The following is a 26,896-nucleotide window of genomic DNA, read 5'->3' as shown; positions in this document are numbered from 1 at the left end:
AGGCAGGTTTTAGGCAAATTCAGCACTTTACGAAGGTGTGACCCGGCGGCACTCGTTCACTCAACGCTCACGAGCGCGCGCCCCCCCACGCCGTTTCGGTGTCTGCGACGATTGAAGTCCTTCTCGCAATACAGACGTCATCGGATGATCCGGACCTGCATCGCCGTGGCGTTCAAGCAACCGCTCCAGCCGCGCGTGGGTATCTCCCTCGCCATCGACCGACAACGCCCAATCCAGAAATATCGACCGGCATTCCCCCGGTGTTATGCCCTCGATACGATAGGCTTCCCGTATCAAGCCCTTGGGGTCCAGAGCGTCAGCCATTCTCGCAACCTTTGTTCAATGCGGCGTCGATCACCAGACCAGCCTGGCGTGTCCTTGCGTCCAGATCATCTCTCAGTTCGGACATGCTGTCATGTCCCGTCTGGCGCAGAATGAAAGATTTCGCCCCGGCACCAAGCGACTCTTCGTCGATGGGTTTGTCGCCGAGCAACCGTGCGGCCTGCGTCACCTGCCAGCAAAGCCGATATGCCGCTTTCAATGCCGCCTCGTCTGCGTCACTTAACCACCCGGCGGCGACACCGGCCGTCAATCCGGCCTCGACCGAGCGTTCGGGTTGGCCTGCCAGCAAGCATCCTGCCTGCGCCACCAGTTCGATCTCCTGCATCCGTCCGGACCCCAGCTTGGTGTCCCATGCGCCGGCCGAACTCTTGGTCGCGGCGATCCGCGCGCGCATCTCGGCCACTTCAGACAACACCTTAGCCTTGTCACCCCTTGATTGCAGCAGGGAACAGCGGAACGCCTCGACATCCCCGGCCAGAGCGTCCGGACCGGCGACGGCCCGCGCCCGCGTCAAGGCAAGATGTTCCCACACCCACGCCTCTTCCTGCTGATAAGTCTGGAAAGAGGTCCAACTGGTCGCCACCGGCCCCTGGTTGCCCGAGGGCCGCAGGCGCATGTCGACCTCGTAAAGGCGCCCTTCGGACATGGGGGCGGTCAAGGCCGTAATCAGGGCCTGTGTCAACCGCGCGTAATAAGGTCTCGTTGCCAGAGCGCGACGACCTTCCGACCGCTCGACGCCTTCCGCGTCATAAATGACGATCAGGTCCAGGTCCGAGGCGGCATTGAGCTTCCCTGCCCCGAGCGAGCCCATGCCGAGCACGACGGCACCACGCCCCGGCGGCAGCCCATGCTTCTCGGCGAAATGGGCGCACACGACTTTCCAGATTTCTGCCAGGATCACCTGTGCCAGATCCGCATATTGCGCACCTGCCTTGTCGGCATCTATCAGGCCGCGCAACAGATGTACGCCTGTGCGAAAGTGCCATTCCTTCTGCCACCGACGCGCCGCATCCAGCTTGCGCTCGTAGTCTTCTTCGCGATCCAGACGCGCGGCCAATTCCTTGCGCAAATGCTGCTCACCGGGCCAAGGGGCGAAAAAATCGCCGGCGATGACCGCGTCGAAAACACCGGCATGGCGCGACAGATACGACGCCAGAGCAGGCGATATCCCTGCAATATCCACCATCAGGTCGATCAGCTGCGGATTAGCTTCGAACAGGGCAAAGACCTGCACGCCTGCGGGCAGACCCGCCAGGAATCCATCGAATGCAATAAGTGCGTCTTGCGGCGTGGAAGAGCGGCTGAGCCGTTCCAGCAGATCCGGTTTCAACCGATCGAATATCGTGTTGGCCCGTTCACTGCGCAGCGCCGGATAGTTGCGCCATCGTGCAATCACTTCTTCATCCAGACCCTCGACCTTAGCGGGTCTTTCGCTTGTGCCTTCAGGCGCGAAGAATCCTTCGATCAGGTCATGCACGGTCTGTAAGCGCTCGGTCAGTTCGTCCCGAAATTCCTTCTCGTCATGATCGCAGAAGTTCGCCAGCCGCGTCCATCCGTCGGCCTGATCGGGCAGTATCTGGGTCTGCGCGTCCCGCAGCATCTGTAGACGATGCTCGATTTCGCGGTGAAAGCGATAGTTTTCGGTCAACGTGCCTGCCGCGTCCCCGGGCACCCAGTTCTTTTCCGCAAGTCTGGCCAGACCCTCGACCGTGCCGCGCACCCGCAAATCCGGGTCTCTTCCGCCCGATATCAACTGGCGGGTCTGGGTGAAGAACTCGATCTCGCGAATGCCGCCGCGCCCGAGCTTCATGTTGTGTCCGTCCAGACGTATCGGCCCATGCAACCCTTTATGCTCGCGGATGCGCAGGCGCATATTGTGCGCGTCCTCGATCGCGGTGAAATCGAGGTGTTTGCGCCAGACGAACGGGCGCAAGGTATCCAGAAAACGCGCCCCCGCCTCCAGGTCGCCTGCCGCGGCGCGGGCCTTGATGTAGGCGGCCCGTTCCCATGTCCGGCCCAGGCTTTCGTAATAGGTTTCTGCCGCCCCCATCGCCATGCAGACGGGCGTCACGTTCGGGTCCGGCCGCAGGCGCAGATCCGTCCGGAACACGTAGCCATCGGCGGTACGGTCGTTCAACGTGGCCGCCATCCGCCGTGTTGCGCGCACAAAGCCGGTTCGTGCTTCATGATAAGCGTCGCCATTGAAACGAGTCTCATCGAAGAGGCAGATCAAGTCGATGTCGGAACTGTAATTCAGTTCGTATGCGCCCATTTTACCCATGGCCAGAACCACCATGCCGGCGGCTTCCTCCAGCATGCTCTCATCCTGGCCCGGGATCTTGCCGCGCCGAAGCTCGGGCAGCAGCGCCGCCTGCAAGGCTATCCTGACCGCCCGGTCCGCGAAGCGGGTCAAGGCATGCGTCACCTCTTCCAAGTCCCAGACACCGCCGAGGTCGCACATTGCAACCAACAGTGCCACACGCGCCTTGAGCCGCCGCAAACGCGGCGGCGCCTCGTCAAACGGAATGTCATCGACATCCTTCAGCAATGCTTCGAACGCCGCTTCTGGATTCGAGAAAACCTCCGGCAACCACTCCCGCTCTTTCAGGCAGAGTGAATGCAAGTAGGGGCTACACCCTGCCGTCCCCTCAACCAGGGCACCCAGATCCTCAGAGAGCCCTGGCATGGCCTGTCTGGCCTCCTGCCCGGGTTCAGGATCGTGGGGTCGCGGACAACGGGACATGCGGGCGGAAAAGCTCATGCGCCAAGTGATACACCCTCAAGATGGCCGGTCAATGCGTGCCACCGCTGCAAATGTGAAAATTATTAACATCACCCCTTGTCACAGCGGCGGTGGCTTCCCATCTGGGAGATGTAAATGGAATTCACATCCAGCCGAAACCAACGTTCAGAAAAGGAACCAAGGATGAATACGCAGACCTACACTCCGCGCTCCGGTGGCATTCCCGGCGTGTTCGCAAGGGCCGAAACGTGGCTCGACGAAAAAGGCAAGGTCGCATGGATCGCCGCGCTCGTGGCGTCGATCGTTGTCTTCTGGCCGCTGGGCCTCGTACTGCTTGCCTACATGATCTGGGCCAACAAGTTTTCGTGCCCCTCGGGTCGCGTGACGCATCGCCAATCGTCACGAGCTTTGCGGGGGTCTTCCGGCAATTCCGCCTTCGACGCCTACCGCGATGCAACGCTGCGCCGCCTCGAAGAGGAGCAACAGAACTTCGAGGCGTTCCTCGATCGGCTGCGCGCCGCCCGGGACAAGGCAGAGTTCGACCAGTTCATGGAGGAACGCGCTCGCAAGGCAGGCTCTGACGAGGACCATGAGGACGAAGATCGCGAAGCAGCACGCAACGCTTGACCACGGACACGCCTCGATCCCCGTGCCGCACCTTTCAAGGCGCGGGGTACAGGCCTATATGCACACCATGACCGAAACCACCTGGCATACTCCCGACCCCGACACGCAACCCGACTTTTACGCCGACGTGCCGCTCAAGCGGTTCCTGGCTTGGGTGGTGGATAGCGTGCTTGTGATCGTGATCTGTGTTCTGATCCTGCCTTTTACAGCTTTTACGGGCCTCTTTTTCCTGCCCATGCTGTTCCTGTCCGCCGGGTTGATCTACCGGACCGCGACCATCGCCAAAGGGTCGGCAACTTGGGGGATGCGGCTGATGGCCATAGAGTTCCGCAGCGCATCGGGCCAACGTCTCGATGCAGCCACGGCGTTCCTGCACTCGCTCGGCTTCACCTTTTCCTGCGCCGTCCCGCTTGTGCAACTGGCCTCGATGCTATTGATGCTGGTTGGACCAAGGGGCCAGGGCCTTACCGATCACGTTCTCGCAACCGTGGCCGTGAATCGTCGCGCGACCAGTTGACGCCGCCCCGGTCATAGCCGGATTTGACCTCTTGGCGCAGCGATGCATCATTGTTATCGTCACCTTTGGAAGTTGCAAAGCCTGTCATGCGTCACACTCTCCCCATCGCGCCCCAATTCTATGTGACGGCGCCTCAGCCCTGCCCCTACCTTGAAGGCAGGATGGAGCGTAAGTTGTTCACTGCGCTTCAGGGCGACGGCGCGCAACGTCTGAACGACACTCTTTCCAAGCAGGGGTTTCGCCGCTCGCAGAACGTGCTTTACCGTCCGTCCTGTGCCGATTGCGCCGCGTGCCTGTCGGCTCGGGTCAGTGTCGAGAATTTCTCCGCCTCGCGCAGCCAGCGCCGGACGCTGAAACGCAACGACCACCTGGACCGTCGCGCGACCTCGCCCTGGGCCACAGAGGAACAGTACGAGCTCTTCCGCAAGTACCTCGAGGACCGGCACGCCAATGGCGGCATGGCCGATATGGATACGTTCGAATTTGCAGCGATGATCGAAGAGACGCCAATCCGGACGCGCGTCGTCGAATATGCGGACCGAGAAAGCGGCGATCTGGTCGCGGTCTGCCTGACGGACGTGTTCGACGACGGTATCAGCATGGTCTACTCGTTCTACGACCCGGATCGTCAACGTAACAGCCTTGGAACCTACATCATCCTCGACCACATCGAGATCGCGCGCGAGGCGGGGCTGCCCTATGTCTACCTGGGGTACTGGGTGCCGGGCAGCGCCAAAATGGGCTACAAGGCCGCGTTTTCTGGGCTCGAGGTCTATTCAGGCGGGACATGGCAAAAAATGCGCGACCCGGCCGATTACGAGGCACATTGCCATCCGCTGTCCAACGATCCCATTGCGGAACAGGTCGCAAATATCTCGCTTCCCGACAGCAAGCCGTTACGGACCAAGAAGTACTGATAGGCTCGGGTACCGCACTGCCTTAGATCGTTGTCGCTTCTTTCTGCAATCGCGCGCCCTGACGACAACACGTTCGCGTGTGGGGCAACTCTTTCTTGTCACCCTTCTGTGGCCATGGGCGGCTTGCGTGATATCTGTTGCCTGACCCGATCGAACGAGGTTCCATGCCCTGCCTTGACCGCCGCCATTTTCTTGCGATTTCTGCCGCGTTTGTCGGGTCTCCGGCTCACTCTCAACCCGCTTCGTGGCGCACCGTGGCTGACGCAGGCCAGGCGCTCGACCAGCTTCATGCAGTCCTGATCCACCAACACGGCGCGGAGGTTTTCGGCGAGGTATTCCGTGGCCCTGAGATGGGAACTCCGGCGCCGATAAAGTCGGTCTCGAAAACCGTGGTTGCCGCCTTGACGGGCGCAGCAATTGACCGTGGCGAAATTTCCTCCGTCGACGCCACGATTGGCGAACTGGCTCCCGGCCTCATTCCGGATGACGCCGACCCACGCGTTCATGACATCACTATCGAAAACCTCGTGACGATGCAGGCAGGGCTGGAGCGGACGTCAGGGCCGAATTACGGCGGCTGGGTCAGCAGCGAAAACTGGGTCGCCAATGCGCTCTCGCGCCCGTTCGAGACGGATCCCGGCGCGCGCATGTTGTATTCGACTGGCTCCTTTCACGTACTCGGCGCAATCCTGTCCGAAGTGTCCGGCCAAAGCCTGCTCGACCAAGCCCGCGACCGGCTGGGGGCACCGCTCGGCATCAGAATCCCGCCATGGACCCGCGATCCGCAAGGGCGCTATCTGGGCGGAAACGAAATGTCGTTGAGCCTTCCGGCGATGATACATTTCGGAGAAATGTATCGGCGCAAAGGCATGTGGGGCGACACACACGTCCTCAGCGAGGCTTGGGTTTCTCGGTCCTTCGAGCCGGTCACGCGCTCACCTTGGTCCGGACTACGGTACGGTTACGGCTGGTTTCTGGGGCAATCCGAGGGCGACGCTTACGCCCTTGCGCGCGGGTATGGCGGACAGATCATATGCGTGGTTCCCGGCTTGGGATTGACCATCGCAATCACGTCGGATTCGACACAGCCTGCCCGCAGCGCCGGGTATTTCGGCGACCTGATGCGGTTGATCGAAGGCACGATCCTGCCCCTGGCGCGCAAGGATACGACCTGAACGGTCCAGACGGAACCGCGTGGTTTTTCGGCAAGTGACCCCAATTGCCGCCCACACACGCGGAATTGATCGCGTCTGCCTTGTCATGTTGCGCCACCGAGCGAAAACTCGTTCCATGCGGGTTCTCACTTTCATTTGCGCGATCTTCCTCGCCGGCTCAGCCCTTGCCGAAACGCGGCAGGAGGTCGGTCTTGAACTGGTTCTGCTTGCGGACGCGTCGGGCTCGATCGACGACATGGAACTCTCGTTTCAGCGACAGGGCTACGCAAGCGCAATCACCGACCCCGAGGTGATAGAGGCCATTCAGGACTCGCTCTACGGGAATGTCGCCGTCACCTATGTCGAGTGGGCAACCAACGCCGCCGTGGTCGTCCCGTGGACGGTCATCGATGGCGAAAGCTCGGCGCGGGCTTTTGCGGACGCCTTGGCTGGCCCGCCACGTCAGGCCTACGGCAGCAACGCCATCGGTGGTGCGCTTCTGGAAGCCAAGCGCCTGATCGAGACCAACGACATCGTCGCGCCCCGCGCCGTTATCGACTTCTCCGGCGACAGCATCCGAAATTCGTCCGGCCCGCCGATCGCGGCGGCACGCGCCGAAGTTCTGGCTGCGGGGATCGTGATCAATGCGCTGCCCATCCTGCGGCCGGAAGACGGACGTCGCGCCGGGGCCAACCTCGAAGACGAATATGCCGAGCGGATCATCGGCGGGCCCGGGGCCTTCATGGTGACGGCCGAAGGGCGCGACAGCTTTGCCCGAACCGTGCGCCGCAAACTGGTGCTCGAGATATCGGGGCGCACCCCTGCCCCAGGCGCCGGGCGGGTCGCCGCTGTGTCGGCACATTAGGCGCGCGTCGCTGCAGCTTAGCCGAGAGTGTCCAGAACGAAGGCTGCCCGTTCACGCACGCTGGTTTTGGGCAGGTGAACCAGGCGATAATTGAGCCGGTCGTAGGCCGCGCACAGCCGATGGTATTCGTCGACGGCTGCATCGAAGCCGTGTTGGCGCGCCGCGTCGTTCCGGTAAAGTTCAGGCCAGGGCGGGGCCATGAAGACAGTCCGATGAAACGGGGCGGCACCTGCGAGGCTGTCGCTCAGGGAAATCCCCGCGGCGTGCTCCAAGGCCACCGCCGCGTCGATCAGGCCGCGGTCGAAGAACACCCAAGACCCGTCATCCTGCACACCCGCCCTGTCGCGCAGCGCCATCTCGACAGCACGTCGGGCAAAGGCCTCAAGGTCGATCCACGGCAGCGCCGCACCTGTGCCCTGCATCTCGGCTTCGACAATCCGCCTGCCCGGCTCGGTGACAACGCGGTAACCGGCGCGGTCGAGTGCCGCCAGCAGCGTCGATTTCCCACCCCCTGAACAGCCTGACACGATTACATGCCGGCGCGCGACGGGACTCATCAGACCGGACTGCCCGCTGCACGGAAAGGACACAGACCCGGTCCGAACCAGGCCTGTTCAGAACTCAGGCCCAAGCGTTCACCCCCCGAGCAGATCCGGGAAGATCGTGACGATGTCCGGGAAGAACCACAGAATGGCCAGTCCAACCACCTGGATCAGAACAAAAGGCGCGACACCGCGGTAGATATGTCCGGTGGTCACCTCTTTCGGTGCGACGCCCCTTAGATAGAAGAGCGCAAATCCGAAGGGCGGCGTCAGGAACGAGGTCTGCAGGTTCACCGCGATCATGATCGTTACCCACTTGGGGTCGAATGTTCCGCCATAGATCACCGGCCCCACGATCGGGATCACGATGTAGATGATCTCGAGGAAGTCGAGCACGAAGCCCAGGATGAACAGCACCAGCATCACGATCAGGAACACCTTGTACTCGTTGTCGAACGAGCGCAGGAACTGCTGGATATAGTGCTCGCCACCGAAGGAGATGACCACGAGGTTCAAAAGCTGAGAGCCGATCAGGATGGTGAAGACCATGCTGGTCACTTTCGCCGTCTCGCGCACCACAGGCGACAGCACGCCGCCCGCGAAAAGCACCCAGCAGGCGAAGAGCAGCCCGAAAAGAGCGTAAAGGTAGGCGGCCTGAGCCACCAGGAACGCGATCCAGTTCTCGGCCCCCGCGCCTTCGACATTGACCCGCAGGTCGAAATTCACGCCGATGATGATGGCGATGAGAATTGCGAAGGTGGCAAAGATGATGATCTTGCCCGACCGTTCTTCGTCCTTCAGCTTGCGATAGGCCGCGAGCATGATCGCGCCGCCTGCCCCCAAAGCCGCGGCGGGCGTCGGGTTGGTGATACCGCCCAGGATGGACCCCAGAACCGCTACGATCAGCACGAGCGGGGGGAAGACCACCCGTATCAGCTCATTCTGCGCCAGCCGCGCCGCGGCGTGGGTGCAGCCGTAAAGCGCAAGTCCTACCGGAATGGCCATGATCACGAATGTCGCGCCGGAGCTCCATTGCGGCCCGATCAGCAAGATATCGACGATCAGGCCAAGCACAATCCCTACGCCTCCGACAATCAGCGGTGTCGGGCTTTCCGATGGAAGAACGCCGCGGGCGAAGGTCAGGATCAAGGCGAAGATCAGCATCATCACGGCAATGCCGGTCCCGACAGGCGCCGCGTTCTCGATCTTGCGGGCCAGCATCTCGGCGCGCTCTTCCTCGGACAGCCGCACGCTTTGGGTCACACCACCTGACTCGTCGATGGCCTGCTGTTCGGCGACCGCCCGGTCCCAGGCGGCCTGCCCGTGCAGTTCGATCATGGAGTCCTTGCATTCAGACCCGACGGCGGTCCGCAAGCTGGCCGACTCGCCCTGTTCACTGAAGCTGTCGATCGTGGTGCTCTGGCTGCCTATGACGTTCATCTGCCCCAGCACCAACATGCCAGCGACAAGCGCAACCGGGATGCCGAGGAACCAGGTGAAGGCCTCGCCGCGCGTGATTGCCTCGGCATTCGTAGCGCCCAGTTCGACCGCGGGGGCCTTGCTGGGATTAACCAGCGCGTAGCCAAAAGCATAGAGCGCATAGAGCAGAGCCAGAAGGATACCGGGCAACAAGGCCGCTTGGAAAAGCGTGCCCACGGACACGACCGCAGGCTCGCCCAGATAGGTCAGGGCATCGGTGCACCCAGCTTCCTGTGCCCGGGCCTCTTGCGCCACCGCATAGAGGTCGCCGGCCAGCGTGCCCAGAAGAACGATCACGATCGAAGGGGGAATGATCTGCCCCAAAGTGCCGGAGGCTGCGATCACGCCCGTGGCGATCTCGGGGCTGTAATTGTTGCGCAGCATGGTCGGCAGGCTCAAGAGGCCCATGGTGACCACTGTGGCCCCCACGATGCCGGTTGACGCTGCGAGAAATGCGCCCACCACCACGACGGAAACGGCAAGGCCGCCGGGCAACGGGCCGAAGACGCGCGCCATCGTCGTCAGCAGATCGTTGGCGACCTTGGAACGTTCCAGCGTGATCCCCATCAGCACGAACATCAGAACCGCCAGCAAGGTCTCGATCGATTGGCCCGCGAAGACGCGTTCGTTCATTCGGTTGACGATGAAACTGATATTGCGGTCCAGCGCGGTTTCCCAACCCTGCGGGAAGACCGGCTCGCCCACCCGTGGCAGATCGGGATATCGGAAAATCGAAACGCTGTCCGGTTTTACCCCGGTGCTGAGCAAGGTGCGATACGCCTCGCTGCCGGTGTCGATCGCCTGGTGGATCAACAGGCCGGCGCTGTCCAGGCCGGCAATGATGCCAAAGGAAATCACCCCGGCACCGCCGATGGCAAACGCCACCGGAAAGCCGGACAGGATGCCTCCAAAGAGGCACAGGAACACGATGATCAGGCCGATCTCGACGCCATCAAGTCCAAACAACATCAGTGCGTCCCCTCATAGGCTTCTTCGCCTTCCCCGAGGCTGTCCTTGTCAAGGTATTTACCTTCGCTCTCCGGTCCTTCCTTCCATTCCAGGTAGGAGCGGTAGAAAAAGGCGACCGAATGGATGAAGACCATGCCCGCAAAGGCCACCATCAAAACCTTGAACAGGAAGTAGCCGTTGAACCCGTTCGGGCTGAACCCGATGGTTTCGACGTTCCAGCGGACCGCCCGCGCCTTCATCATCAGCCGGTCCAGCGACTCCGATGCCGAAGGCTTTGGCGTGATCAGGTGCCGCCACATGAAATACCAGCCATACATCCAGACCAGCACGGCCATTGGCGCCATGAAGATCACGCAGCCGATCATGTCGATAAGCTTCTGCGTCCGATACTTCACCGCAGCGTAGACAAGGTCGACCCGCACGTGACCGCCCTGCACAAACGTGTAGGTACAGCACAGCGCGATGACCAGGGCATTGTGAAACTTCAGCGCTTCCGCCCACCAGCTGATGTCATAGGTCAGCGGGATACCGAAGCCGAAAGAGATATCCGGTCTTACGAAGATGCGCTGCACGAACACGATGATGATCTGCTGCAGCACCATGATCAGACCGGCCCAGGCGAACAGGCGGCCCGTGATGTTGGCGAAGCCTTCCATCACACGCACGCAGCCCCACATGAAGCTGTTGCGCCACAACCCGACCGCGGTCAGGACCAGCACGAACGTGAATACCACAAAGAAAAACTCGATCGATCCGCCGTAGTAGACGAACCGCATGATCGCTTCCTTGTCGGCCCAGTTCAGCCACAGCCCGGGATGCGTGATCGCATACGCCAGGTCGTAGAAAGACCCGAATATTCCACCGAAAAACCAAATGATTGCATCCACAAAGGCGGACCCTGTTCCGGTCGCTTCCGTCTCGCCCATGTCTGTTCCCCCAAATCCTGTGTTCAGACCACCCGGAACATGTCAGCGTCACAAGGGCTCTGATGCATATCCAAGCTTGGTCGATCCTGAACAGGAATTACACGTCTATGTGCAAAATGCCCCCGCGCCATCCAAGGGCGCGGGGTGCGAAGGTATCAGTCGCCCGGCGATCAGATGTCGAGCACGCGGTCGCGCTGCGAGCGGAAGCTGCCTTCGGACCGGCTGATCCAGGAGGCCGAGCTTTCCAGCGACTCGCGGTAGCTGTCGTAGGCTTTCTTGTAGAGCTCGTCGCCCATGTTCTGTTGCAGCACTTCCTGTGCCGCCGCACCGAACGCGTCCCAGACCTCGTCGGGGAATTCACGCAAGGTTACGCCCGACGACTGCAGACGCTGCAGCGCCGCACCGTTGTTGGCCATGAACTGCGACATGCTCCAGATATTGGTGGCTTGCGCCGCGCCCGAGACGATCGCCTGCTGCGCCGGGGTAAGGCTCTCGTAGACTTCGAGGCCGACAACGCAGTTCAGGTTCGGGCCGGGCTCGTGGAAGCCGGCGGTGTAGTAGGTCTTGGTGATCTCCTGGAAACCGGCCTTCTCGTCCGCCCAGGGGCCGATCCACTCGGTGCCGTCGATGGCACCCGAAGACAGCGCCTGGTACACTTCCGATCCGGGCAGGTTCTGGACGCTGGCGCCCAGCTTGCCCAGCACTTCACCACCCTGGCCGGGCATGCGGAAACGCAGGCCCTGGAAGTCCTCGGGCGAGTTGATTTCCTTGGCGAACCATCCGCCCGATTGCGGGCCGGTGTTGCCGCACGGAAATGCCTTGAGGCCGAAGATGGAGTAGAGCTCGTCGCCCAGTTCCTTGCCGCCGTCGATGTACCACCAGTTCGAATATTCCTGGAAGGTCATGCCGAACGGGATCTGCGAGTAGAACGACAGAGCCGGATGCTGACCCAGGAAGTAATAGTCCACGCCATGGTACATGTCGGCCTGACCGGCGGTGACGGCGTCGAAAACCTCGAACGCGCCAACGAGTTCACCAGCGGCTTTCAGGTCCACGGTCAGCTGACCGTCGCTCATCGCGGTGATCTGCTCGGCGCAGTATTGCGCGGCATCGTGCACACCGGCAAGGCCACGGCCCCAGGTCGTGACCATGGTCAGCGTGCGGTTGCCTTGGGCATAAGCCGGTGCGGCCAGCGACGTGGCGGCCGCAGCCGACCCGCCCAATGCGGTATTCTTCAGAAATGAACGACGATCCATTCGGTAAATCCTCCCAATTGATGAAGCGCGCATGCCGTCCCTATCAGCCTGCGCGCGGACCGTTGCAGGTGCCGGGACACTATCGCGGACCTCGATCAAAGGAAATACCGAGTAATGCGTAGGTTTGGCCCCGATGCGTCGCGGACATCGCTGACGGTGCTTACTTTTCGGGCAACTCGGGGAGAGTGCGCCGGAAAACCGGCTTGCCGCGGCTCTGGGCTTCGAGCCCAATTGGCATTAACGATTCGCATCGGGAGAATCGATGATCAGACTTCAGATGAATTACGGTCAGAAACTGTTCTTGACGGCCACCCTGCCCCTTGTCCTGGCGGTGGTCACCATTTCCGTACTGGTTACATTGCAGTCGCGCCAGATGGCGGAACAAGAGATCCACACGCTCGAAGAAAAGCTGATCGCAGCCAAGCGCGACGAGCTGAAAAATTATCTGTCGCTCGCCAGAACGGCCATCATCAACATATATGGCCGCGCTGCACCCGATGACGAAGAGGCGAAACTCGCGGTCACGCAGATCCTCGCCGGTATGCTATATGGCCAGGACGGATATTTCTTCGTCTACGATTACGACGGCAACAACCTGGTCAGCCCCAGATACACCCAGCTTATCGGGCGCAACTGGACAGGCATGGAGGACCCGAACGGCACCCCCATCACCGACGAGCTGATTCGCATCGCGCGGACCGGCAGCGGATATCACGGTTACGAGTGGACCAAACCCTCCACTGGCGAGAGGGCCCAGATGGTGACGTATGTCATAGGCCTGCAGGACTGGCGGTGGGTGATCGGCACAGGGGTCTTCATCGACGACGTGATCGCTGCGGTCAGTTCGGCCCGTGCCACGGTGGAAAGCCGCATCCAAAGAACGTTCCTCTATATCGGCGGGCTGACGATGGCCGCGCTCTTGCTCGTGTTCACTTCAGGCATGTTCATCAACCTGCGCGAACGCCGCGCAGCGGATGCCAAACTCAAGAAACTCACCCAAAGGGTCTTTGACGCGCAAGAGGAAGAGCGCAGTCGTGTCGCGCGCGAATTGCATGACGGGATCAGCCAGATCCTTGTCGGGGTCCGCTATGCGCTGGACAGTGCCCGTCGACGGTTCGCGTCTGACGACGCCCGCGCCGGTGAGACGCTGGATCGTGGCATCGCGCATCTTTCCGGTGCGATTCATGAGGTCCGGCGCATTTCGCGAGACCTGCGTCCGGGGGTCTTGGACGATCTCGGCTTGGGCCCGGCATTGAAATCCCTGGTAGAGGATTTCGGACACCGCACTGGCATCAAGACCGAGTTCAGCACCGTGCCGTTTCGCAACCGGCTCGACGACGATGCCAAGACAGCCCTTTACCGCGTTGCCCAGGAAGCCTTGACAAATATCGAACGCCACGCTGGTGCCAGCCGCATCTCGGTCGATATTCGCGGCCACAAGAACGGCGCCACCTTGCGCATTTCGGACAATGGACGGGGATTGGACCAGGACCGGGCCGCAGCGTCGCCCTCTTCGGGTCTGGGCCTTCGGAACATGCAGGAACGCATCGAGCAACTGGCCGGCACGTTGCGCATACTCAGTTCCAGAAGCGGAACCGTGATAGAGGCCAACGTACCGCTCACCCACATACTGCAACCCGAAGGCGGCACCGGGTCCCCGAAACAGACCAAGGCCAGCGCATGACCGATTGTATCCGTATCGCCATTGTCGATGACCATCCCATGGTCGCCGAGGGGATCGAAGCGATCCTGGAAAGCTACGACGATATCGAGGTGGTCGCGACCCTGTCTTCGGGTCGGGAGATCATCGAGCAAGCCCCCGACCTGACGCCCGATGTCATCCTGCTGGATCTAAACATGCCGGGCCTTGGCGGGCTGTCGACGACGGAAATCCTGCTGGAACGGCAGCCCGATACGCGAATCCTGATCCTGTCGATGCACGACAGCCCCGAATACATCAGCTCTGCTCTCAGTCATGGCGCCAGCGGATACGTTCTGAAGGATGTACCCACGGAAGAGATCAAGCGCGCCATCGACGCCGTCAATGCTGGCGAAAGATATCTCTGCACCGGGGCACAAGGCTCGCTTGCGCCGGACACGGGCGAAACCCGCCCGCAGCTGACCAACCGCGAACAGACAATTCTGCTGCAACTTGCGCAAGGCAAGTCGAACAAGGCTGTTGCGTTCGCTCTGGATATCTCGGTCCGCACGGTGGAAACCCATCGCAAGAACATCAAGCGAAAGCTTGGAATCAGTTCTACCGCCGGCCTCACGCGTTACGCACTGGAGCACGGGGTGCTGCAGGGAACCGGCGTTTCCCTGTAGCGCCGGCCGGTCGTGGACCAATTTTGCGGCACCACATGCCGCGGCGCAGAAAAATTTATGCTGCACCCCTTCCATAATTTCGAAATTCTGTCATCGTTAAGACATTCTTGGCCATGGGGGACACCATGCAGGACGTTCAAGAAGACTATGGCGAAAGCACGGTCGAGTTCGCCGATTTCACCTTCGACCGCCAGAAAGCCGTTTGCTACGGCCTTCAGAACAACGCCGGCGGCACCACGACGATCATCAATTTCTCCTCCGAGCGGCTGGCCGACAGGTTTCGCACGGCTTATCTCAACGAGTTGAACATCCGCATCATCCAGAACGAGGCGCAGCTGATCTGTTTCGCGGATTACGACACGGTGATGCGCAAATCGCAGGATGATCCGCGGGTTCAGTCGCTGCACTACAACCGCGACTACATGATGGGTACGTTGGGCCACATGATGTAGGGCTTGTGACCCAAGAGTCTTCGTCCAAAGATTCTTGTGTCAGAAAATTCGTACGAATTTTCTTCAACCCAGCGGCGCGCCGTCGTCGCGCTTGACGGCCACGATCGCCGAGCGGGGCAACTTGCCCTCGCCATCAGGGAACGGCGCATCGGGATGCTGAATGCCCACGAACATCGTGCGCCGATCGGTCGACCATGTCAGGCCCGTGACCTCTGAGCCCTTGGGCCCCGTGAGAAACCGGGCGATTTCGCCCGTGACCGGGTCTCCGACCAGCATCTGGTTGTTGCCCATGCCTTCGAACTCGCCTTCGTTGCTGTCGTCGCCATCGGTCTGGATCCAGACCAGCCCGGCGCTGTCGAAGGCCATGCCGTCGGGAGAGTTGAACATGTTCCCGGCGGTGATGTTCTCGGAGCCGCCGTAGATATTGTCGTAAATCTCCGGGTTGCCCGCCATCACGTAAAGATCCCAGGTGAAACGATCATTGGCATGATCGTCGTTTTCCGGCCGCCAGCGCACGATCTGACCGTAATTGTTGGTCTCGCGCGGATTGGGGCCGTTGACCGGCGTCTCGTCACCGCCCGCATTGGGCTTTACGCCGCGGTTCTTGTTGTTGGTCAGGCAGCAATAGGCCTCGACCGCGTGCGGGTTGGCGGCAATCCATTCGGGGCGGTCCATGGTCGTGGCCCCCACCGCCGAACCGGCCTGCCGGGCGAATATCAGGACTTCGGCCAGGCTGGCCATCCCGGTGGTCTCGGGCGTCAGGGCCAGCCATTCGCCGCTCTGATCATCGTGGAACTTCGCCGCGTAAAGCGTGCCCTCGTCCAGCAATCCTTCGGTCGGGCCGCCGGGCGTGTAGGTGCCGTTCGACACGAAACGATAGAGGAACTCTCCCCGCTCGTCGTCGCCCATGTAGACCACGACCCGTCCGTCAGAAGCCAGCACCACTTCGGCATTCTCGTGCTTGAAGCGCCCTAGGCCAGTATGCTTGACCGGAGTGCTGTCGGGGTCTGCCGGATCGATCTCGACCACCCAGCCGGCTCGGTGCGGCTCGTTCGGATGTTTCGAAATGTCGAAACGGTCGTCCCACTTGTGATAGTCATAGCCCCAACCGTCCGCGCCGATGCCGTAGCGCTCGTAGCCTGCATCGACCGGGTCCGACACCTCGACGGCACCTGTGGCACCGAAGTAACCGTTGAAGTTTTCCTCGCATGTCAGGTACGTGCCCCAGGGCGTCTTGCCGGAACCGCAATTGTTGAAAGTGCCGAGGCTTTCGGTGCCGGTAGGATCGGCCTCGGTCTTCAGCAGGTCATGCGCCGCGGCCGGGCCGGCGATCTTCATCGGCGTCAGGTGCGTTATGCGGCGGTTCATGGGGCTGTCCTTGACCACATGCCAGCCCTCCGCGTCTTCGGCCACCTCGATCACGGCGACGCCTTGCAGACTTTGAAGCTTGCGCACGTCATCCAGTCCTGTCGGAACGCCACCCGTTGCATGGGGCAGGTTTATCTCACGGTTGGTATACTCGTGATTGATCGCCAGAAGCTGTCGCCCGCCCACCTGAAAGCTTTCCATCCCGTCCGTGTTCTCGCCGAAGATGCGGTCGGCGCTGTCGGCGTCACCGCCGGTTTCGTGGTCGAACTCCGGCGCGTCGGGAAAGATCGGATCACCCCAGCGGATCAGCACGTCCCAGCGATAGCCACCCGGAACGTGCACGGTGGCATCGGTCTGGATACCGATCGGATCAAAGGCGAACCGGCTGGTGGCCTGCGCCTGGGCCGAGGTCGCAGGGATCATCACACCTGTGCCCATCGCCGAAGCACCCGAGCCGAAGGCGAGCACCCCGCCCAGAAAACCCCGCCGCGAAATCGCGGCCTCGACCACCCGGTCGAAGTCGTTTTCGACCGGACGCGGGTTTATCAGTTCGTCCCAATCGTCGGCGGAAAGGCGAGTGAGGTCGACGTCATTCATGGCAGGTCTCCGGCAGGCGGTGGCGTTTGGACATCCCAAGATTGCCACGTGACTGTAACAACCTTCGGACGGGTTGGTGACAGTCCCTCAACCCTGCGCGTCTTTGCCGCGCCGCGTTCTGCGCAACAAATGCAAAGAAACAGCCCCTTCGAGCGACATTTTTCGCTCAAAATCCTGTTGACGCTCCCGAAAGCCGCACATAAGGTCCCCAAACGCAGCAAGGAGTCGCCAAGAATGGCATCGCTAATCGTAATCGTAGGTGAATGGCGCATGGGCCGGTAACGGACACCATAACGGTACCCCATGCGCCCTCGGAACCCTCCGGGGGCTTTTTTATGCGTAACGCAATGAGACATATGTCATGAACGGAGCAACAAGATGACACGTCAGATGACCGGAGCGAAAATGGTGGTTCAGGCCTTGAAGGATCAGGGTGTGGACGTCGTATTCGGATACCCCGGCGGTGCCGTGCTACCGATTTATGACGAGATTTTTCAGCAGAATGACATTCGGCACATCCTTGTCCGGCATGAGCAGGGCGCGGTCCATGCCGCCGAAGGTTACGCACGCTCGACCGGCAAGCCGGGCGTCGTTCTGGTGACCTCGGGGCCCGGCGCGACCAATGCGGTCACGGGCCTGACCGACGCGCTGATGGACTCCATACCGCTGATCGTGCTGACCGGCCAGGTGCCCACGTTCATGATCGGCTCCGACGCGTTCCAGGAGGCCGACACCGTGGGCATCACCCGCCCCTGCACCAAGCACAACTGGCTGGTCAAGGAAACCGAGCGGCTGGCCCAGACCATCCACGAGGCCTTTCACGTGGCGACCTCGGGCCGTCCGGGGCCGGTGCTGGTCGACATTCCCAAGGACGTGCAGTTCGCCTCGGCCAAGTATCTGGAGCCGGCGCAGACGAAGACCTCGCATTACCAGCCTCAGACCACCGGCGATATCGATACGATCACCGAGCTGGTCGAGGCGCTGGAACAGGCCGAGCGGCCGATCTTCTACACAGGTGGCGGCGTCATCAATTCGGGCGACGAGGCGACCGCGCTTCTGCGCGAGCTGGTCGAGGCCACGGGCATCCCGATCACTTCCACGCTGATGGGTCTGGGCTGTTATCCTGCCTCGGGCAAGAACTGGCTGGGGATGCTGGGGATGCACGGCCTTTACGAGGCCAACATGGCGATGCATGACTGCGACCTGATGATCAATATCGGCGCGCGGTTCGATGACCGGATCACGGGACGGCTTGATGCGTTCTCACCCGGCTCGCAGCGGGCGCATATCGACATCGACCCGTCCTCGATCAACAAGGTGATCCGCACCGACTTTCCCATCGTGGGCGACGTCAAGGAAGTGCTGCGCCAGTTGCTTTCGGTCTGGAAGGAACGCGGGGCCAAGGTCAACCGCGAGGCCATCCGCAACTGGTGGAGCCGGATCGAGGAATGGAAGAAGATCAACTGCCTGGCGTTCACGCAGAAGGGAAAGACGATCAAACCGCAGCACGCGGTGCACCGTCTTGAAGAGCTGACCAAGGGGCATGATCGCTACATCTGCACCGAGGTAGGCCAGCACCAGATGTGGGCGGCGCAATACCTCGGCTTCGAGGACCCGAACCGCTGGATGACCTCCGGCGGGCTGGGCACCATGGGCTATGGCTTCCCGGCCTCGATCGGCGTGCAGGTGGCGCATCCCGAGGCGCTGGTGATCAACGTCGCGGGCGAGGCGTCATGGCTGATGAACATGCAGGAGATGGGCACCGCGGTACAGTACCGCCTGCCGGTCAAGCAGTTCATCCTGAACAACGAACGCCTTGGCATGGTGCGCCAGTGGCAGGAACTGCTGCATGGCGAGCGCTATTCGCATTCGTGGTCCGACGCCCTGCCCGATTTCGTCAAGCTGGCCGAGGCGTTCGGGGCGAAGGGAATCCAGTGCTCGGATCCTGCCGATCTGGATGATGCGATCATGGAGATGCTGAACTACGACGGGCCGGTGATTTTCGATTGCCTGGTCGAGAAGCACGAGAACTGCTTCCCGATGATCCCGTCGGGCAAGGCCCATAACGAGATGCTGCTGGGCGAAAATGCGTCCACGGCCGATGCCATCGACGCAGGCGGCGCGGTGCTGGTGTAGACCAGCACTGTCGCCCGGCAAACTTCAAAGGACCAGAAGCTCATGTCAGCTCTCAAAATCAAAAAAGGCGCGTCCAGCCATTCGGCCTACAACTTGCGCCCGACCTTTTCGGATGCCGAAGAGCGTCACACGCTTGCCGTCATCGTGGACAACGAACCGGGCGTGCTGGCCCGCGTGATCGGATTGTTCTCGGGGCGCGGCTACAACATCGACAGCCTGACCGTGGCCGAGGTCGATCATACGGGGCACATGTCCCGGATCACGATCGTCACCACCGGCACACCGCAGATCATCGAACAGATCAAGGCCCAGCTGGGCCGTATCGTGGTGGTCCACGAAGTGCATGACCTGACGGTCGAGGGGCGCACGGTCGAGCGCGAGTTGGCGCTGTTGCGCGTCACCGGGACAGGCGACAAGCGGGTCGAGGCGCTGCGGCTGGCGGATATCTTTCGAGCGAACGTGGTGGACAGCACACTGGACAGTTTCGTGTTCGAGATCACCGGCACGTCCGAGAAGGTCGACGCGTTCGCCGACCTGATGCGCCCCCTCGGGCTGGAAGAGATTGCCCGCACCGGGGTCGCGGCCCTGTCGCGCGGCAGTTGAGCCTCGCGGAGGTCTTGCCTAGCTGAACTTGACGATCGCCTGCTTGGTATCCGGTCCCGCCGGGGGCGCGACGTTGCGGCGGTCGCGGCCCGGCATGAAGGGCAGGATATTGCTGGCAGCGCCTGCCTGGCCTGACTGGGGCGCGAGTAGTTGCGTCTCGGTCATGCCGCGCAGATCTGCGGCCAGAAAGGGGTACTGCTCGCTTGACACAATTTCTATCTCGTAGGCGATGCGCACACCGCGCCCGTCACGTATCTTGAATGAAACAAGATCGCCTTCTTCGAAGCTCGGCGCTTCGGAGAGCTGCGATTGGTCGCCGTCGAAAAAGGCCAGGCTTCCGTGGTCCTCGCACCAGATCAGCGCCCGTTTCGTGCATCGATCAGTCCACAATACAGCACCGTACATAGCGTCCCCGCAACTATCCTGAATTAAGGATAGGACAGTGCCACGCTGCATTCACTGTAAAATCGACGCATCGGCTACATCCATTTGTGTCAGATGCGTCTTGGCCTGACGCTAATTCGCGTCATTTTCTGGACAGAACTGTTCGGGTTCGTGTAATCAGTTGCCAAATCATGTATCCGATACCCTGCGGGGCGTGTCGGCTGGAAACGGAAACGATGCCAAGTTGACAAAAAAAACCGCAACAGGCGCAAGTCCGCATCATCCCGAGGACCCGGCCGCGCTGAGAGGAATATTCGGACAGAACCTAAAAACCCTTACCGCGCCGTACGGGTCGGTTTCGGCGCTGTGCCGAGAACTGGGAATCAACCGCACGCAATTCAATCGCTACCTGTCGGGCGAAAGCTTTCCACGACCGGACGTGCTGCATCAGATTTGCCGGTTCTTCAATGTCGATGCGCGGATATTGCTCGAACCTGTCGAGGCGATCTACACAACCTCTCCCGAACTGCTGAGCCATCCGTTTCTGTCGGGCTTCTTCGGCAGCGGGCCTACAGCGGTGCCGGAGGATGCCTTTCCCAGTGGATTCTACAGTTTCGTCCGGCGGTCCTTTATCGACGACGCGCTGTTTACCATAGGTCTTGTTTATGTGCATCGCGAAGAGCCCTATACCTTCCTACGGGGGTTCGAGCCGCGCGACGCCCTGCGAAGCCAGGGCCTGTCCACCGCGGCTGGCAGTCGCGAATACCGCGGCCTTGTCATGCGCCAGGAGGAAGGTGTGATGGCGCTTGTCACGCATCGCAGTTCGCTGGCCTGTTCCTTCAACTTCCTGACGCGGGAGACCTCCTTCCAGTCCAATATCTGGGAAGGTTACGCCACGCGGACGGTGCGCGAAAAGGTCACCGGGCGACGGGCGGCGCGCATGGTCTACGAGTATCTCGGTCCCGGTCTGCAACGGGCACTGCCGGTCGCGCGCCGTGCGGGATTGGCGGCGCTGGAGGATATTCCCCTGTTCCATGCAAGGCTGTTGCGCCTGAACGAGACCTTTCGCTAGAGCGCCTTCCAAACCGAGCGCCACGCGCGTCGCATTTCGTGAGGTCATGTCGGGATTTGTCGGTTACGGCACGCGGATTTCAGGCAATCGGAACGCGTAACCAGCCAAGGGGATGCGCCACCGATGTCCGCAACGATTTCCGATCTTTCCGCCGTTCGCACCAGTGTGGAACAGGCCAACGGCTTGCCCAACGCCCATTACATCGACCCCGCCGTCTATGCCGAGGAGCGTCAGGCGCTGCTTTATACGCAGTGGGCCGGGCTGTCCGTGGCCGCCGACGTGCCGGAGCCGGGGGATGCCAAGCCGATCGAGTTCCTGGGCATGCCGCTGCTCTTGTTGCGGGACAAGGATGGCGATGTCCGGGTGTTCCAGAACATCTGCCGCCACCGGGGCATGATCCTGGTGGAAGAGCCGCGCAAGATCGAGGGCGCGATCCGCTGCCCCTACCATTCCTGGTGCTATTCCACCAAGGGCAAGCTGGTCTCGACCCCGCATGTGGGCGGGCCGGGGCACAACACGCACGAGGCCATCAAGCGCGACGACCTTGGCCTGATCGAGGTGCGCAGCCATGTGTGGCGCGATGTCGTGTGGGTCAACGTGTCGGGCGATGCGCCGGCCTTCGAGGAGGCCATGAGCGAGGTCATGGAACGCTGGTCGGAGTTTGAACTGCCCGTCTATCACGGTGGATTCGACAGCAAGATCGAGTTCGAGGTCAACACCAACTGGAAGCTGGCGGTCGAGAATTATTGCGAGAGCTATCACCTGCCGTGGGTACATCCGGGCCTCAACAGCTATTCCAAGCTGGAGGACCATTACAACATCGAAAAGCCCGGCGCGTTCTCGGGTCAGGGCACGATGGTCTATCGTCAGCTGACCAACGAGAACGGCGAAAAGTTCCCTGATTTTGAAGGGGTTGGCGCCAAGTGGAATGAACAGGCGGAATATATCGCGGTCTACCCCAACGTCCTTCTGGGCGTGCATCGCGACCACGCCTTCGCCATCATCCTGGAGCCGAAGGGCCCCGAGAAGACGGTCGAGCATATCCATCTGTATTATTCCGTTCCCGACAGCGACGAAGGGCTGCGGATGCGCAACACGCAGCTTTGGAAGACGGTCTTCGAAGAGGATCTCTTCGTGGTCGAAGGCATGCAGCGCGGGCGCCATGCGGACCAGTTCGACGGGGGGCGGTTCTCGCCCGTCATGGACAGCCCAACCCATTGTTTTCATGACTGGGTTGCCGGCAAGGTCGAGGCCTACCGCGGCATGGGAAAGGCCGCGGAATGAGCGGGACGCTGGACACTGCGATGATCGCGGCGCACGAGGCGTATGACAGTGCCGCCCTGATCCGGCTTTACACGCAGGCGGCGGATACGGCGAATGACCTGGACGCGTCGTGTTTCTACCTGACACATGCATATGTGTTCGCGCTGGAGGCCGGGGCGCCGGCGGCTCGGAGCCTGCATTCGCGGCTGGTGCGGCACGGGCGCGAGGCCTGAGGGCACTGGACGGTTAAGGATTGCGACTCGACCGGATTCGGCACGTCGGTATCGCGTCGGTATCCAGGTGGTATCGCGGCGGTGCGATTTCTGCCCAGATCCTGGGATTAACCGGGCGTGCGGTGCGACCCGCGCGATCAGGAGAGCGTTAAGATCGGGTGAAGCCAACGGCCCCGGCGGCGCGTGGGTTTTCACCCACCCTATGCGGCCGGTCGCGCGGACTCCCGGACTTGATCCGGGATCTTTGCCCGAGGACGCCCTTGCGTCCCGGTGCCCGCAAATCGAACGATGTCCGGGCCAGAATTGCCTTAATGGGATGGCAGGTTTTTTGCAGGAGAATGTCGCAATCCCCCATCGAGGCCACATGCAGACCAGCCCCGATCAAATGTCCATGGCCCGCCATGCGCGCCTGTTCGAACTGCTGCGGCAGGAGAACATGGCGCTGAAAATACGGTCCATGCCCCCTGCCCCGAGACCGAATGATCGACAGGCGGCCCTGAGGTTTCGCCAGGCGGCGGAGCGCTCGCTGATCGGGGGGTCGGCGAGGCTTTAGCCGCGGAAGCCCGTGGCCACCACGAATTTCTCGGAACTGTCGGAGCGGGACGCGGGCGGCTTGACGTTGGCGACCTTGGTGAAGCGTTGTTTCAGGAGTTTCTGCAGGTCGCCCTCGGCCCCGCCGGCGAGAACCTTGGAGACGAAGGTGCCGCCCTCTTCGAGGACGTCGAAGGCGAGGTAAGCCGCGGCCTCGCAGAGGGCGATGATGCGCAGGTGGTCGGTCTGCTTGTGGCCGGAAGACGCGGCGGCCATGTCGGACATGACCACATCGGCCTTGCCGCCGAGCCATTCCTTCACCTTGTCGTCGGCGTCGTCTTCCATGAAGTCCAGCACGTGCAATTCGCAGCCGGCGATGGGCTCGACCTCCTGCAGGTCGATGCCGAGGATGGAGCCCTGCGCCTTGCCGGATTTCTCGCCCAGGGCGTTGACGCGGGGCACGGCCACCTGGCACCAGCCGCCGGGGGCGCAGCCAAGGTCCACCACACGCGCGCCGGGGACGAGGAAGCGGAACTTGTCGTCAAGCTCCATGATCTTGTAGGCGGCACGGCCGCGATAGCCCTCGGCCTGGGCGCGTTTCACGTATGGGTCGTTGAGTTGCCGTTGCAGCCAGCGGGTGGAACTGCTGCGCCGGCCCTTGGCGGTCTTGACCTTGACGGTCAGGTCGCGCTGGCCGCGGCCGGAGGTGTTCTTGCCCGTGGGGCCCTTGCCGGTTGGTTTCTTGGCCATCAGTCCTGTCCTTCGATCAACACGCCGTCGGCGGCCATCTGGGCGTAGAGCATGCCCTCGCGCAGGCCGCGGTCGGCCACCGACAGCCGGTCGGTGGGCCAGCAGCGCAAAAGCGCCTGGAGGATCGCCGCGCCAGACATGATCAGCGGCTGCCGGTCAAGACCGATGCGCGGGTCGCGGCGGCGGCCGGCGGGGCCCATGGCGAGGTAGTCGCGAATGACCTTGTCGATCTGTTCGGAGGTCATGCGCAGCCCGTCGACCTTGTTGCGGTCATAGCGCTTGAGCCCGAGATGGCTGGCCGCCACGGTCGTCACCGTGCCCGAGGTGCCGACGATCTGAAAGCCGTCGCGCGGGGGTTCGTCCTTGTAGGGGGCGAATTCGGCGAGGTTTTCCTCGAAAAACCAGCTCATCAAAGCGAAGCGGGCGGCGTCATCCTCGACATCGTTAAACTGGTCGCGCAGGGTCGCGACCCCGAGCGGCACGCTGATCCAGTCGACCACGCGGGCCGAGGGGCCGTCGCTGCGGCGGGCGTCGGGAAAGCCGCCATGCATCCGCATGATGGCCGAGGCTCGGTCGCGGGGGCGCACGTTGGTCAGGTCGATCCAGACAAGCTCGGTCGAGCCGCCGCCGATATCGACGACAAGCAACTGCTCGGTCTTCTTGCCGACCAGGGGCGCGCAGGAGACGACGGCAAGCTGCGCCTCTTCCTGCGGTTCGATGATGTCGAGCCTGAGGCCGGTTTCCCGCTCGACCTTTTTCATGAAGGCGGTGCCGTTGGAGGCGCGGCGGCACGCCTCGGTCGCCACAAGCCGCATCCGGCGCACCTTGTTGCGCTTTAGCTTTTGCTGGCAGACGCGCAGGGCCTGGATGGTACGGTAGATCGAGGCGCGCGACAGCTTGCCGGTCTGTTCCAGCCCCTGCCCCAGCTGCACCGATTTCGAGAAGCTGTCCACGACTTTGAACTGAGCGCCGTCGGGTCGGGCGATCAGCATACGACAACTGTTCGTTCCCAGATCCAGCGCCGCGTAGAGCGGGCGGGATTCGGGCGAGATCAGTGCGGGGCTTTCGACCTTTGGCCGTTCTGGTGAACGAGGGACCGCGCCCGCACTTTCGGGACGCTTGGGCGCCATAACTCACGCCCTCCATTTCGAGTTGATATAAAGGTAGTCCTTCCAAGGCCGTCACGCAATACTTGCTACTCATCAACATTCCCCTCGGCGTTGATGGGCCGGGTCGCGTTTGACTTCGGCAGATGTTTGCCCGTAGCCTTTGAAGGCTGCGGTCTGCTCAGGCCATTGGGGGGTGCCATGTTTACGATTATCGCCTTGTCGCTGCTGGGTATCGGGGCCAGTGCGTTTATCATTGATGAGTTCGTCAACGACGATGACGACGAACCGGCGCGGGATGTGTCCACGCCTGGTGAGGGTGACGATGGTGCGCAGGACCCGTCGACGGACGGCGAAGACTCCGGGGACAGCTCGGGGGACGACCCCGACGAAGACACGGGGGAAGACATCGGGGACGTGCCGCCCGAGGATGAGACCGATATGCCCGGAGCCGAGACCGTTTTCATGGGCACCGACGGTGATGACACGATCGCAGCCGAGGATATCGATGGACGTGTCGAAACCGTCGAAGCGGGTGGCGGGGACGATTCCATCGCGACGCGGGTCAATAACATCGACATCCTGGGCCAGGACGGGAACGACACGATCACCATCGGGGACGATCAGCCCATCGTCTACAACGTCAACGCAGATGGCGGCGCGGGAGATGACGTGATCACGGCCCGCGACCCGTCGGCCTCGCTGCTGCGGGGCGGTGACGGGAACGACGAGATCAAAGTCCAGCAAGAGAGCTATGACGAGGAGTTCACGCGCCTTGAGGGGGGCGATGGCGACGACAGCCTGAACCTCGACCTTGCCGTGCCCGACCAGAGCCCGCAGATCGGATTGCAGGCCTATGGCGGTGACGGGGCCGATACGTATACCCTGACCTTCATGCCGGCCTATGGCGACGGCGCGGATGAAGACGCGGATCCGGCGCGCATTCTCGACCTGCGCGATTTCGATCCCGCGGAAGACCAGATCGTGATCGACCTGAGCGACAATGCCGGGTCGGCCGACACGGTCGAGACCGAAATCCGCGACAGCGAGGATGGCGACACTCTGGAGATCGTCGTGTCGTTTCTGAACGAGGCCGGAGACAGTGTTTCGGGCACGATCAACCTTGGTGCCTTGACGGGCACGCCGGGACTTGCCCCCCAGGACTTCATCTCGATCGTGACCGCCTGACGAGCCGGATGAGGTCAAGACCGGCTCAGGCTGTTACCGCTCGGCCTCGTGCCGCAGGCGTTGAGCCATGCGCGGGATAAACTTGAATCATTTTCCGGTGGCTTGCAGTGGTCTTGAAACGACATCCCGGTTAGGGTGACGTCGCTGGAAGATGCCGTTAAGTCGAAAAACGACCCTTTCGGACCCGGCTGGTGAACTAGAGAGAGTCAATCGAGGTAGAGGAATCAGCGATGGTCGATGTGACTGTGGTATACTGGCGGGATATCCCCGCGCAGGTGATCGTCGGCAAGGGCCGGCGCGGGTCCAAGCGCCCCCTGCCCGAGCGGTTCGAGCAGGCCATCGACCGTGCCGCCATGAAGGTCGGCGCCGAGGATACCGATGCCTATCTCGCCGAGTGGCGAAAGGCCGCGCCCTACGAGGTGGAGGGCGATGCCGACGCGGTGGCCGAGGCCGAGGCGGCGCGGCTGGACAAGGAATACGATCAGGACCGCATCAAGCAGCTGATCGCGAATGACGGTTGGGCCGGCTCGCAGTGAGCGGTGCCCGCAAAT

General features: G+C 61.9%; 25 protein-coding genes. 15 read left to right on the top strand and 10 right to left on the bottom strand.

Annotation, left to right across the window (positions count from 1 at the left end; all coding sequences use genetic code 11):
• Positions 1–60: 60 nt before the first annotated feature.
• Positions 61–324, bottom strand: a complete 264-nt coding sequence (locus FIU85_RS00430; protein ID WP_152492571.1) for a hypothetical protein — start codon at positions 322–324, stop codon at positions 61–63.
• Positions 317–3,103, bottom strand: a complete 2,787-nt coding sequence (locus FIU85_RS00425) for a glutamine-synthetase adenylyltransferase (protein ID WP_152495455.1) — start codon at positions 3,101–3,103, stop codon at positions 317–319. The genes FIU85_RS00430 and FIU85_RS00425 overlap by 8 nt, the downstream gene beginning before the upstream one ends.
• 165 nt (positions 3,104–3,268) lie before the next feature.
• On the opposite strand from FIU85_RS00425, the gene FIU85_RS00420 reads away from it, so the two are divergent.
• The 5 genes from FIU85_RS00420 (at position 3,269) to FIU85_RS00400 (ending at position 7,165) form a co-directional block, all read left to right on the top strand.
• Positions 3,269–3,712: a DUF2852 domain-containing protein gene (locus FIU85_RS00420; protein ID WP_152492573.1), complete on the top strand. Its 444-nt coding sequence runs from the start codon at positions 3,269–3,271 to the stop codon at positions 3,710–3,712.
• 67 nt (positions 3,713–3,779) lie between these two features.
• Positions 3,780–4,229: an RDD family protein gene (locus tag FIU85_RS00415; RefSeq protein ID WP_152495454.1), complete on the top strand. Its 450-nt coding sequence runs from the start codon at positions 3,780–3,782 to the stop codon at positions 4,227–4,229.
• Between the two features lie 86 nt (positions 4,230–4,315).
• On the top strand, positions 4,316–5,146 hold the full coding sequence (locus tag FIU85_RS00410) for an arginyltransferase (protein ID WP_152495453.1): 831 nt from the start codon (positions 4,316–4,318) through the stop codon (positions 5,144–5,146).
• Positions 5,147–5,310: 164 nt separating this feature from the next.
• Positions 5,311–6,321, top strand: coding sequence for a serine hydrolase (locus FIU85_RS00405; RefSeq protein WP_152492576.1), 1,011 nt, complete (start codon positions 5,311–5,313; stop codon positions 6,319–6,321).
• Positions 6,322–6,436: 115 nt separating this feature from the next.
• Positions 6,437–7,165, top strand: coding sequence for a DUF1194 domain-containing protein (locus FIU85_RS00400; RefSeq protein ID WP_152495452.1), 729 nt, complete (start codon positions 6,437–6,439; stop codon positions 7,163–7,165).
• Positions 7,166–7,182: 17 nt separating this feature from the next.
• On the opposite strand, the gene FIU85_RS00395 is transcribed toward FIU85_RS00400, so the two are convergent.
• The 4 genes from FIU85_RS00395 to FIU85_RS00380 all read right to left on the bottom strand — a co-directional run bounded on the left by FIU85_RS00395 (position 7,183) and on the right by FIU85_RS00380 (position 12,337).
• Positions 7,183–7,722 (bottom strand): AAA family ATPase, encoded by a 540-nt coding sequence (locus FIU85_RS00395; RefSeq protein ID WP_152495451.1) that lies wholly within the window; start codon positions 7,720–7,722, stop codon positions 7,183–7,185.
• Positions 7,723–7,800: 78 nt separating this feature from the next.
• On the bottom strand, positions 7,801–10,155 hold the full coding sequence (locus FIU85_RS00390) for a TRAP transporter large permease subunit (protein WP_152492579.1): 2,355 nt from the start codon (positions 10,153–10,155) through the stop codon (positions 7,801–7,803).
• Positions 10,155–11,081, bottom strand: a complete 927-nt coding sequence (locus FIU85_RS00385; protein WP_152492580.1) for a TRAP transporter small permease subunit — start codon at positions 11,079–11,081, stop codon at positions 10,155–10,157. The genes FIU85_RS00390 and FIU85_RS00385 overlap by 1 nt, the downstream gene beginning before the upstream one ends.
• Before the next feature lie 170 nt (positions 11,082–11,251).
• The gene (locus tag FIU85_RS00380) at positions 11,252–12,337 is read right to left on the bottom strand and encodes a TRAP transporter substrate-binding protein (protein WP_152492581.1); all 1,086 of its coding nucleotides are present in this window, start codon (positions 12,335–12,337) and stop codon (positions 11,252–11,254) included.
• A 262-nt stretch (positions 12,338–12,599) separates the two neighbouring features.
• Between FIU85_RS00380 and FIU85_RS00375 the strand changes: the two genes are divergently transcribed.
• From FIU85_RS00375 to FIU85_RS00365, 3 genes are all read left to right on the top strand, one after another.
• The gene (locus tag FIU85_RS00375; protein WP_254702962.1) at positions 12,600–14,021 is read left to right on the top strand and encodes a cache domain-containing protein; all 1,422 of its coding nucleotides are present in this window, start codon (positions 12,600–12,602) and stop codon (positions 14,019–14,021) included.
• Entirely contained in the window at positions 14,018–14,662 is a 645-nt protein-coding gene (locus FIU85_RS00370; protein WP_152492582.1) for a response regulator transcription factor, read from the top strand. The genes FIU85_RS00375 and FIU85_RS00370 overlap by 4 nt, the downstream gene beginning before the upstream one ends.
• 125 nt (positions 14,663–14,787) lie before the next feature.
• On the top strand, positions 14,788–15,114 hold the full coding sequence (locus tag FIU85_RS00365; RefSeq protein WP_152495450.1) for a hypothetical protein: 327 nt from the start codon (positions 14,788–14,790) through the stop codon (positions 15,112–15,114).
• Between the two features lie 63 nt (positions 15,115–15,177).
• Here the strand turns inward: FIU85_RS00365 and FIU85_RS00360 are convergent, their stop codons facing one another.
• Complete coding sequence (locus tag FIU85_RS00360) at positions 15,178–17,079, bottom strand: PhoX family phosphatase (protein WP_152495449.1); 1,902 nt, start codon at positions 17,077–17,079, stop codon at positions 15,178–15,180.
• A 378-nt stretch (positions 17,080–17,457) separates the two neighbouring features.
• Between FIU85_RS00360 and FIU85_RS00355 the strand changes: the two genes are divergently transcribed.
• Together FIU85_RS00355 and ilvN are read left to right on the top strand one after the other, a co-directional pair.
• A complete protein-coding gene (locus FIU85_RS00355) occupies positions 17,458–19,215 on the top strand; it encodes an acetolactate synthase 3 large subunit (RefSeq protein WP_152492585.1) in 1,758 nt (585 codons plus the stop codon).
• Positions 19,216–19,257: 42 nt separating this feature from the next.
• Positions 19,258–19,818 carry an acetolactate synthase small subunit gene (gene ilvN / locus FIU85_RS00350; RefSeq protein ID WP_152492586.1) on the top strand — a complete coding sequence of 187 codons (561 nt, stop codon included), beginning with the start codon at positions 19,258–19,260 and terminating at the stop codon, positions 19,816–19,818.
• Positions 19,819–19,836: 18 nt separating this feature from the next.
• Here ilvN and FIU85_RS00345 read toward each other — a convergent pair whose 3' ends face one another.
• A complete protein-coding gene (locus tag FIU85_RS00345) occupies positions 19,837–20,223 on the bottom strand; it encodes a hypothetical protein (protein WP_152492587.1) in 387 nt (128 codons plus the stop codon).
• Positions 20,224–20,446: 223 nt separating this feature from the next.
• Here FIU85_RS00345 and FIU85_RS00340 point away from each other — a divergent pair, with 223 nt between their 5' ends.
• The 3 genes from FIU85_RS00340 to FIU85_RS00330 all read left to right on the top strand — a co-directional run bounded on the left by FIU85_RS00340 (position 20,447) and on the right by FIU85_RS00330 (position 22,770).
• Positions 20,447–21,274 (top strand): helix-turn-helix domain-containing protein, encoded by an 828-nt coding sequence (locus tag FIU85_RS00340; RefSeq protein ID WP_152495448.1) that lies wholly within the window; start codon positions 20,447–20,449, stop codon positions 21,272–21,274.
• Between the two features lie 123 nt (positions 21,275–21,397).
• Positions 21,398–22,558, top strand: a complete 1,161-nt coding sequence (locus FIU85_RS00335) for an aromatic ring-hydroxylating dioxygenase subunit alpha (RefSeq protein ID WP_152492589.1) — start codon at positions 21,398–21,400, stop codon at positions 22,556–22,558.
• Positions 22,555–22,770: a hypothetical protein gene (locus tag FIU85_RS00330; RefSeq protein ID WP_152492590.1), complete on the top strand. Its 216-nt coding sequence runs from the start codon at positions 22,555–22,557 to the stop codon at positions 22,768–22,770. The genes FIU85_RS00335 and FIU85_RS00330 overlap by 4 nt, the downstream gene beginning before the upstream one ends.
• 549 nt (positions 22,771–23,319) lie before the next feature.
• Here FIU85_RS00330 and FIU85_RS00325 read toward each other — a convergent pair.
• The gene (locus tag FIU85_RS00325) at positions 23,320–24,051 is read right to left on the bottom strand and encodes an RlmE family RNA methyltransferase (protein ID WP_152492591.1); all 732 of its coding nucleotides are present in this window, start codon (positions 24,049–24,051) and stop codon (positions 23,320–23,322) included.
• Positions 24,051–25,181 (bottom strand): Ppx/GppA phosphatase family protein, encoded by a 1,131-nt coding sequence (locus tag FIU85_RS00320; protein WP_152495447.1) that lies wholly within the window; start codon positions 25,179–25,181, stop codon positions 24,051–24,053. Before FIU85_RS00320 ends, FIU85_RS00325 begins: the two co-directional genes overlap by 1 nt.
• A 177-nt stretch (positions 25,182–25,358) precedes the next feature.
• On the opposite strand from FIU85_RS00320, the gene FIU85_RS00315 reads away from it, so the two are divergent.
• Positions 25,359–26,345 carry a hypothetical protein gene (locus FIU85_RS00315; protein WP_152495446.1) on the top strand — a complete coding sequence of 329 codons (987 nt, stop codon included), beginning with the start codon at positions 25,359–25,361 and terminating at the stop codon, positions 26,343–26,345.
• Positions 26,346–26,575: 230 nt separating this feature from the next.
• Positions 26,576–26,881 carry a virulence factor gene (locus FIU85_RS00310; RefSeq protein ID WP_152492594.1) on the top strand — a complete coding sequence of 102 codons (306 nt, stop codon included), beginning with the start codon at positions 26,576–26,578 and terminating at the stop codon, positions 26,879–26,881.
• Positions 26,882–26,896 lie beyond the last annotated feature (15 nt).

Source organism: Roseovarius sp. THAF8 (genome assembly GCF_009363735.1).
Lineage (GTDB): Bacteria > Pseudomonadota > Alphaproteobacteria > Rhodobacterales > Rhodobacteraceae > Roseovarius.
Note: the sequence above shows the minus strand (reverse complement) of the source record. Positions and strands in the feature narration are given on the sequence as shown.

Coding starts and splice junctions, on each gene's coding strand:
- FIU85_RS00410 (WP_152495453.1), top strand. CDS start 4,316: ATGCGTCACACTCTCCCCATCGCGCCCCAATTCTATGTGACGGCGCCT.
- FIU85_RS00345 (WP_152492587.1), bottom strand. CDS start 20,223: ATGTACGGTGCTGTATTGTGGACTGATCGATGCACGAAACGGGCGCTG.
- FIU85_RS00430 (WP_152492571.1), bottom strand. CDS start 324: ATGGCTGACGCTCTGGACCCCAAGGGCTTGATACGGGAAGCCTATCGT.
- FIU85_RS00320 (WP_152495447.1), bottom strand. CDS start 25,181: ATGGCGCCCAAGCGTCCCGAAAGTGCGGGCGCGGTCCCTCGTTCACCA.
- ilvN (WP_152492586.1), top strand. CDS start 19,258: ATGTCAGCTCTCAAAATCAAAAAAGGCGCGTCCAGCCATTCGGCCTAC.
- FIU85_RS00335 (WP_152492589.1), top strand. CDS start 21,398: ATGTCCGCAACGATTTCCGATCTTTCCGCCGTTCGCACCAGTGTGGAA.
- FIU85_RS00380 (WP_152492581.1), bottom strand. CDS start 12,337: ATGGATCGTCGTTCATTTCTGAAGAATACCGCATTGGGCGGGTCGGCT.
- FIU85_RS00425 (WP_152495455.1), bottom strand. CDS start 3,103: ATGAGCTTTTCCGCCCGCATGTCCCGTTGTCCGCGACCCCACGATCCT.
- FIU85_RS00395 (WP_152495451.1), bottom strand. CDS start 7,722: ATGAGTCCCGTCGCGCGCCGGCATGTAATCGTGTCAGGCTGTTCAGGG.
- FIU85_RS00420 (WP_152492573.1), top strand. CDS start 3,269: ATGAATACGCAGACCTACACTCCGCGCTCCGGTGGCATTCCCGGCGTG.
- FIU85_RS00375 (WP_254702962.1), top strand. CDS start 12,600: ATGATCAGACTTCAGATGAATTACGGTCAGAAACTGTTCTTGACGGCC.
- FIU85_RS00325 (WP_152492591.1), bottom strand. CDS start 24,051: ATGGCCAAGAAACCAACCGGCAAGGGCCCCACGGGCAAGAACACCTCC.
- FIU85_RS00415 (WP_152495454.1), top strand. CDS start 3,780: ATGACCGAAACCACCTGGCATACTCCCGACCCCGACACGCAACCCGAC.
- FIU85_RS00400 (WP_152495452.1), top strand. CDS start 6,437: ATGCGGGTTCTCACTTTCATTTGCGCGATCTTCCTCGCCGGCTCAGCC.
- FIU85_RS00365 (WP_152495450.1), top strand. CDS start 14,788: ATGCAGGACGTTCAAGAAGACTATGGCGAAAGCACGGTCGAGTTCGCC.
- FIU85_RS00355 (WP_152492585.1), top strand. CDS start 17,458: ATGACACGTCAGATGACCGGAGCGAAAATGGTGGTTCAGGCCTTGAAG.
- FIU85_RS00330 (WP_152492590.1), top strand. CDS start 22,555: ATGAGCGGGACGCTGGACACTGCGATGATCGCGGCGCACGAGGCGTAT.
- FIU85_RS00390 (WP_152492579.1), bottom strand. CDS start 10,155: ATGTTGTTTGGACTTGATGGCGTCGAGATCGGCCTGATCATCGTGTTC.
- FIU85_RS00315 (WP_152495446.1), top strand. CDS start 25,359: ATGTTTACGATTATCGCCTTGTCGCTGCTGGGTATCGGGGCCAGTGCG.
- FIU85_RS00310 (WP_152492594.1), top strand. CDS start 26,576: ATGGTCGATGTGACTGTGGTATACTGGCGGGATATCCCCGCGCAGGTG.
- FIU85_RS00360 (WP_152495449.1), bottom strand. CDS start 17,079: ATGAATGACGTCGACCTCACTCGCCTTTCCGCCGACGATTGGGACGAA.
- FIU85_RS00405 (WP_152492576.1), top strand. CDS start 5,311: ATGCCCTGCCTTGACCGCCGCCATTTTCTTGCGATTTCTGCCGCGTTT.
- FIU85_RS00385 (WP_152492580.1), bottom strand. CDS start 11,081: ATGGGCGAGACGGAAGCGACCGGAACAGGGTCCGCCTTTGTGGATGCA.
- FIU85_RS00370 (WP_152492582.1), top strand. CDS start 14,018: ATGACCGATTGTATCCGTATCGCCATTGTCGATGACCATCCCATGGTC.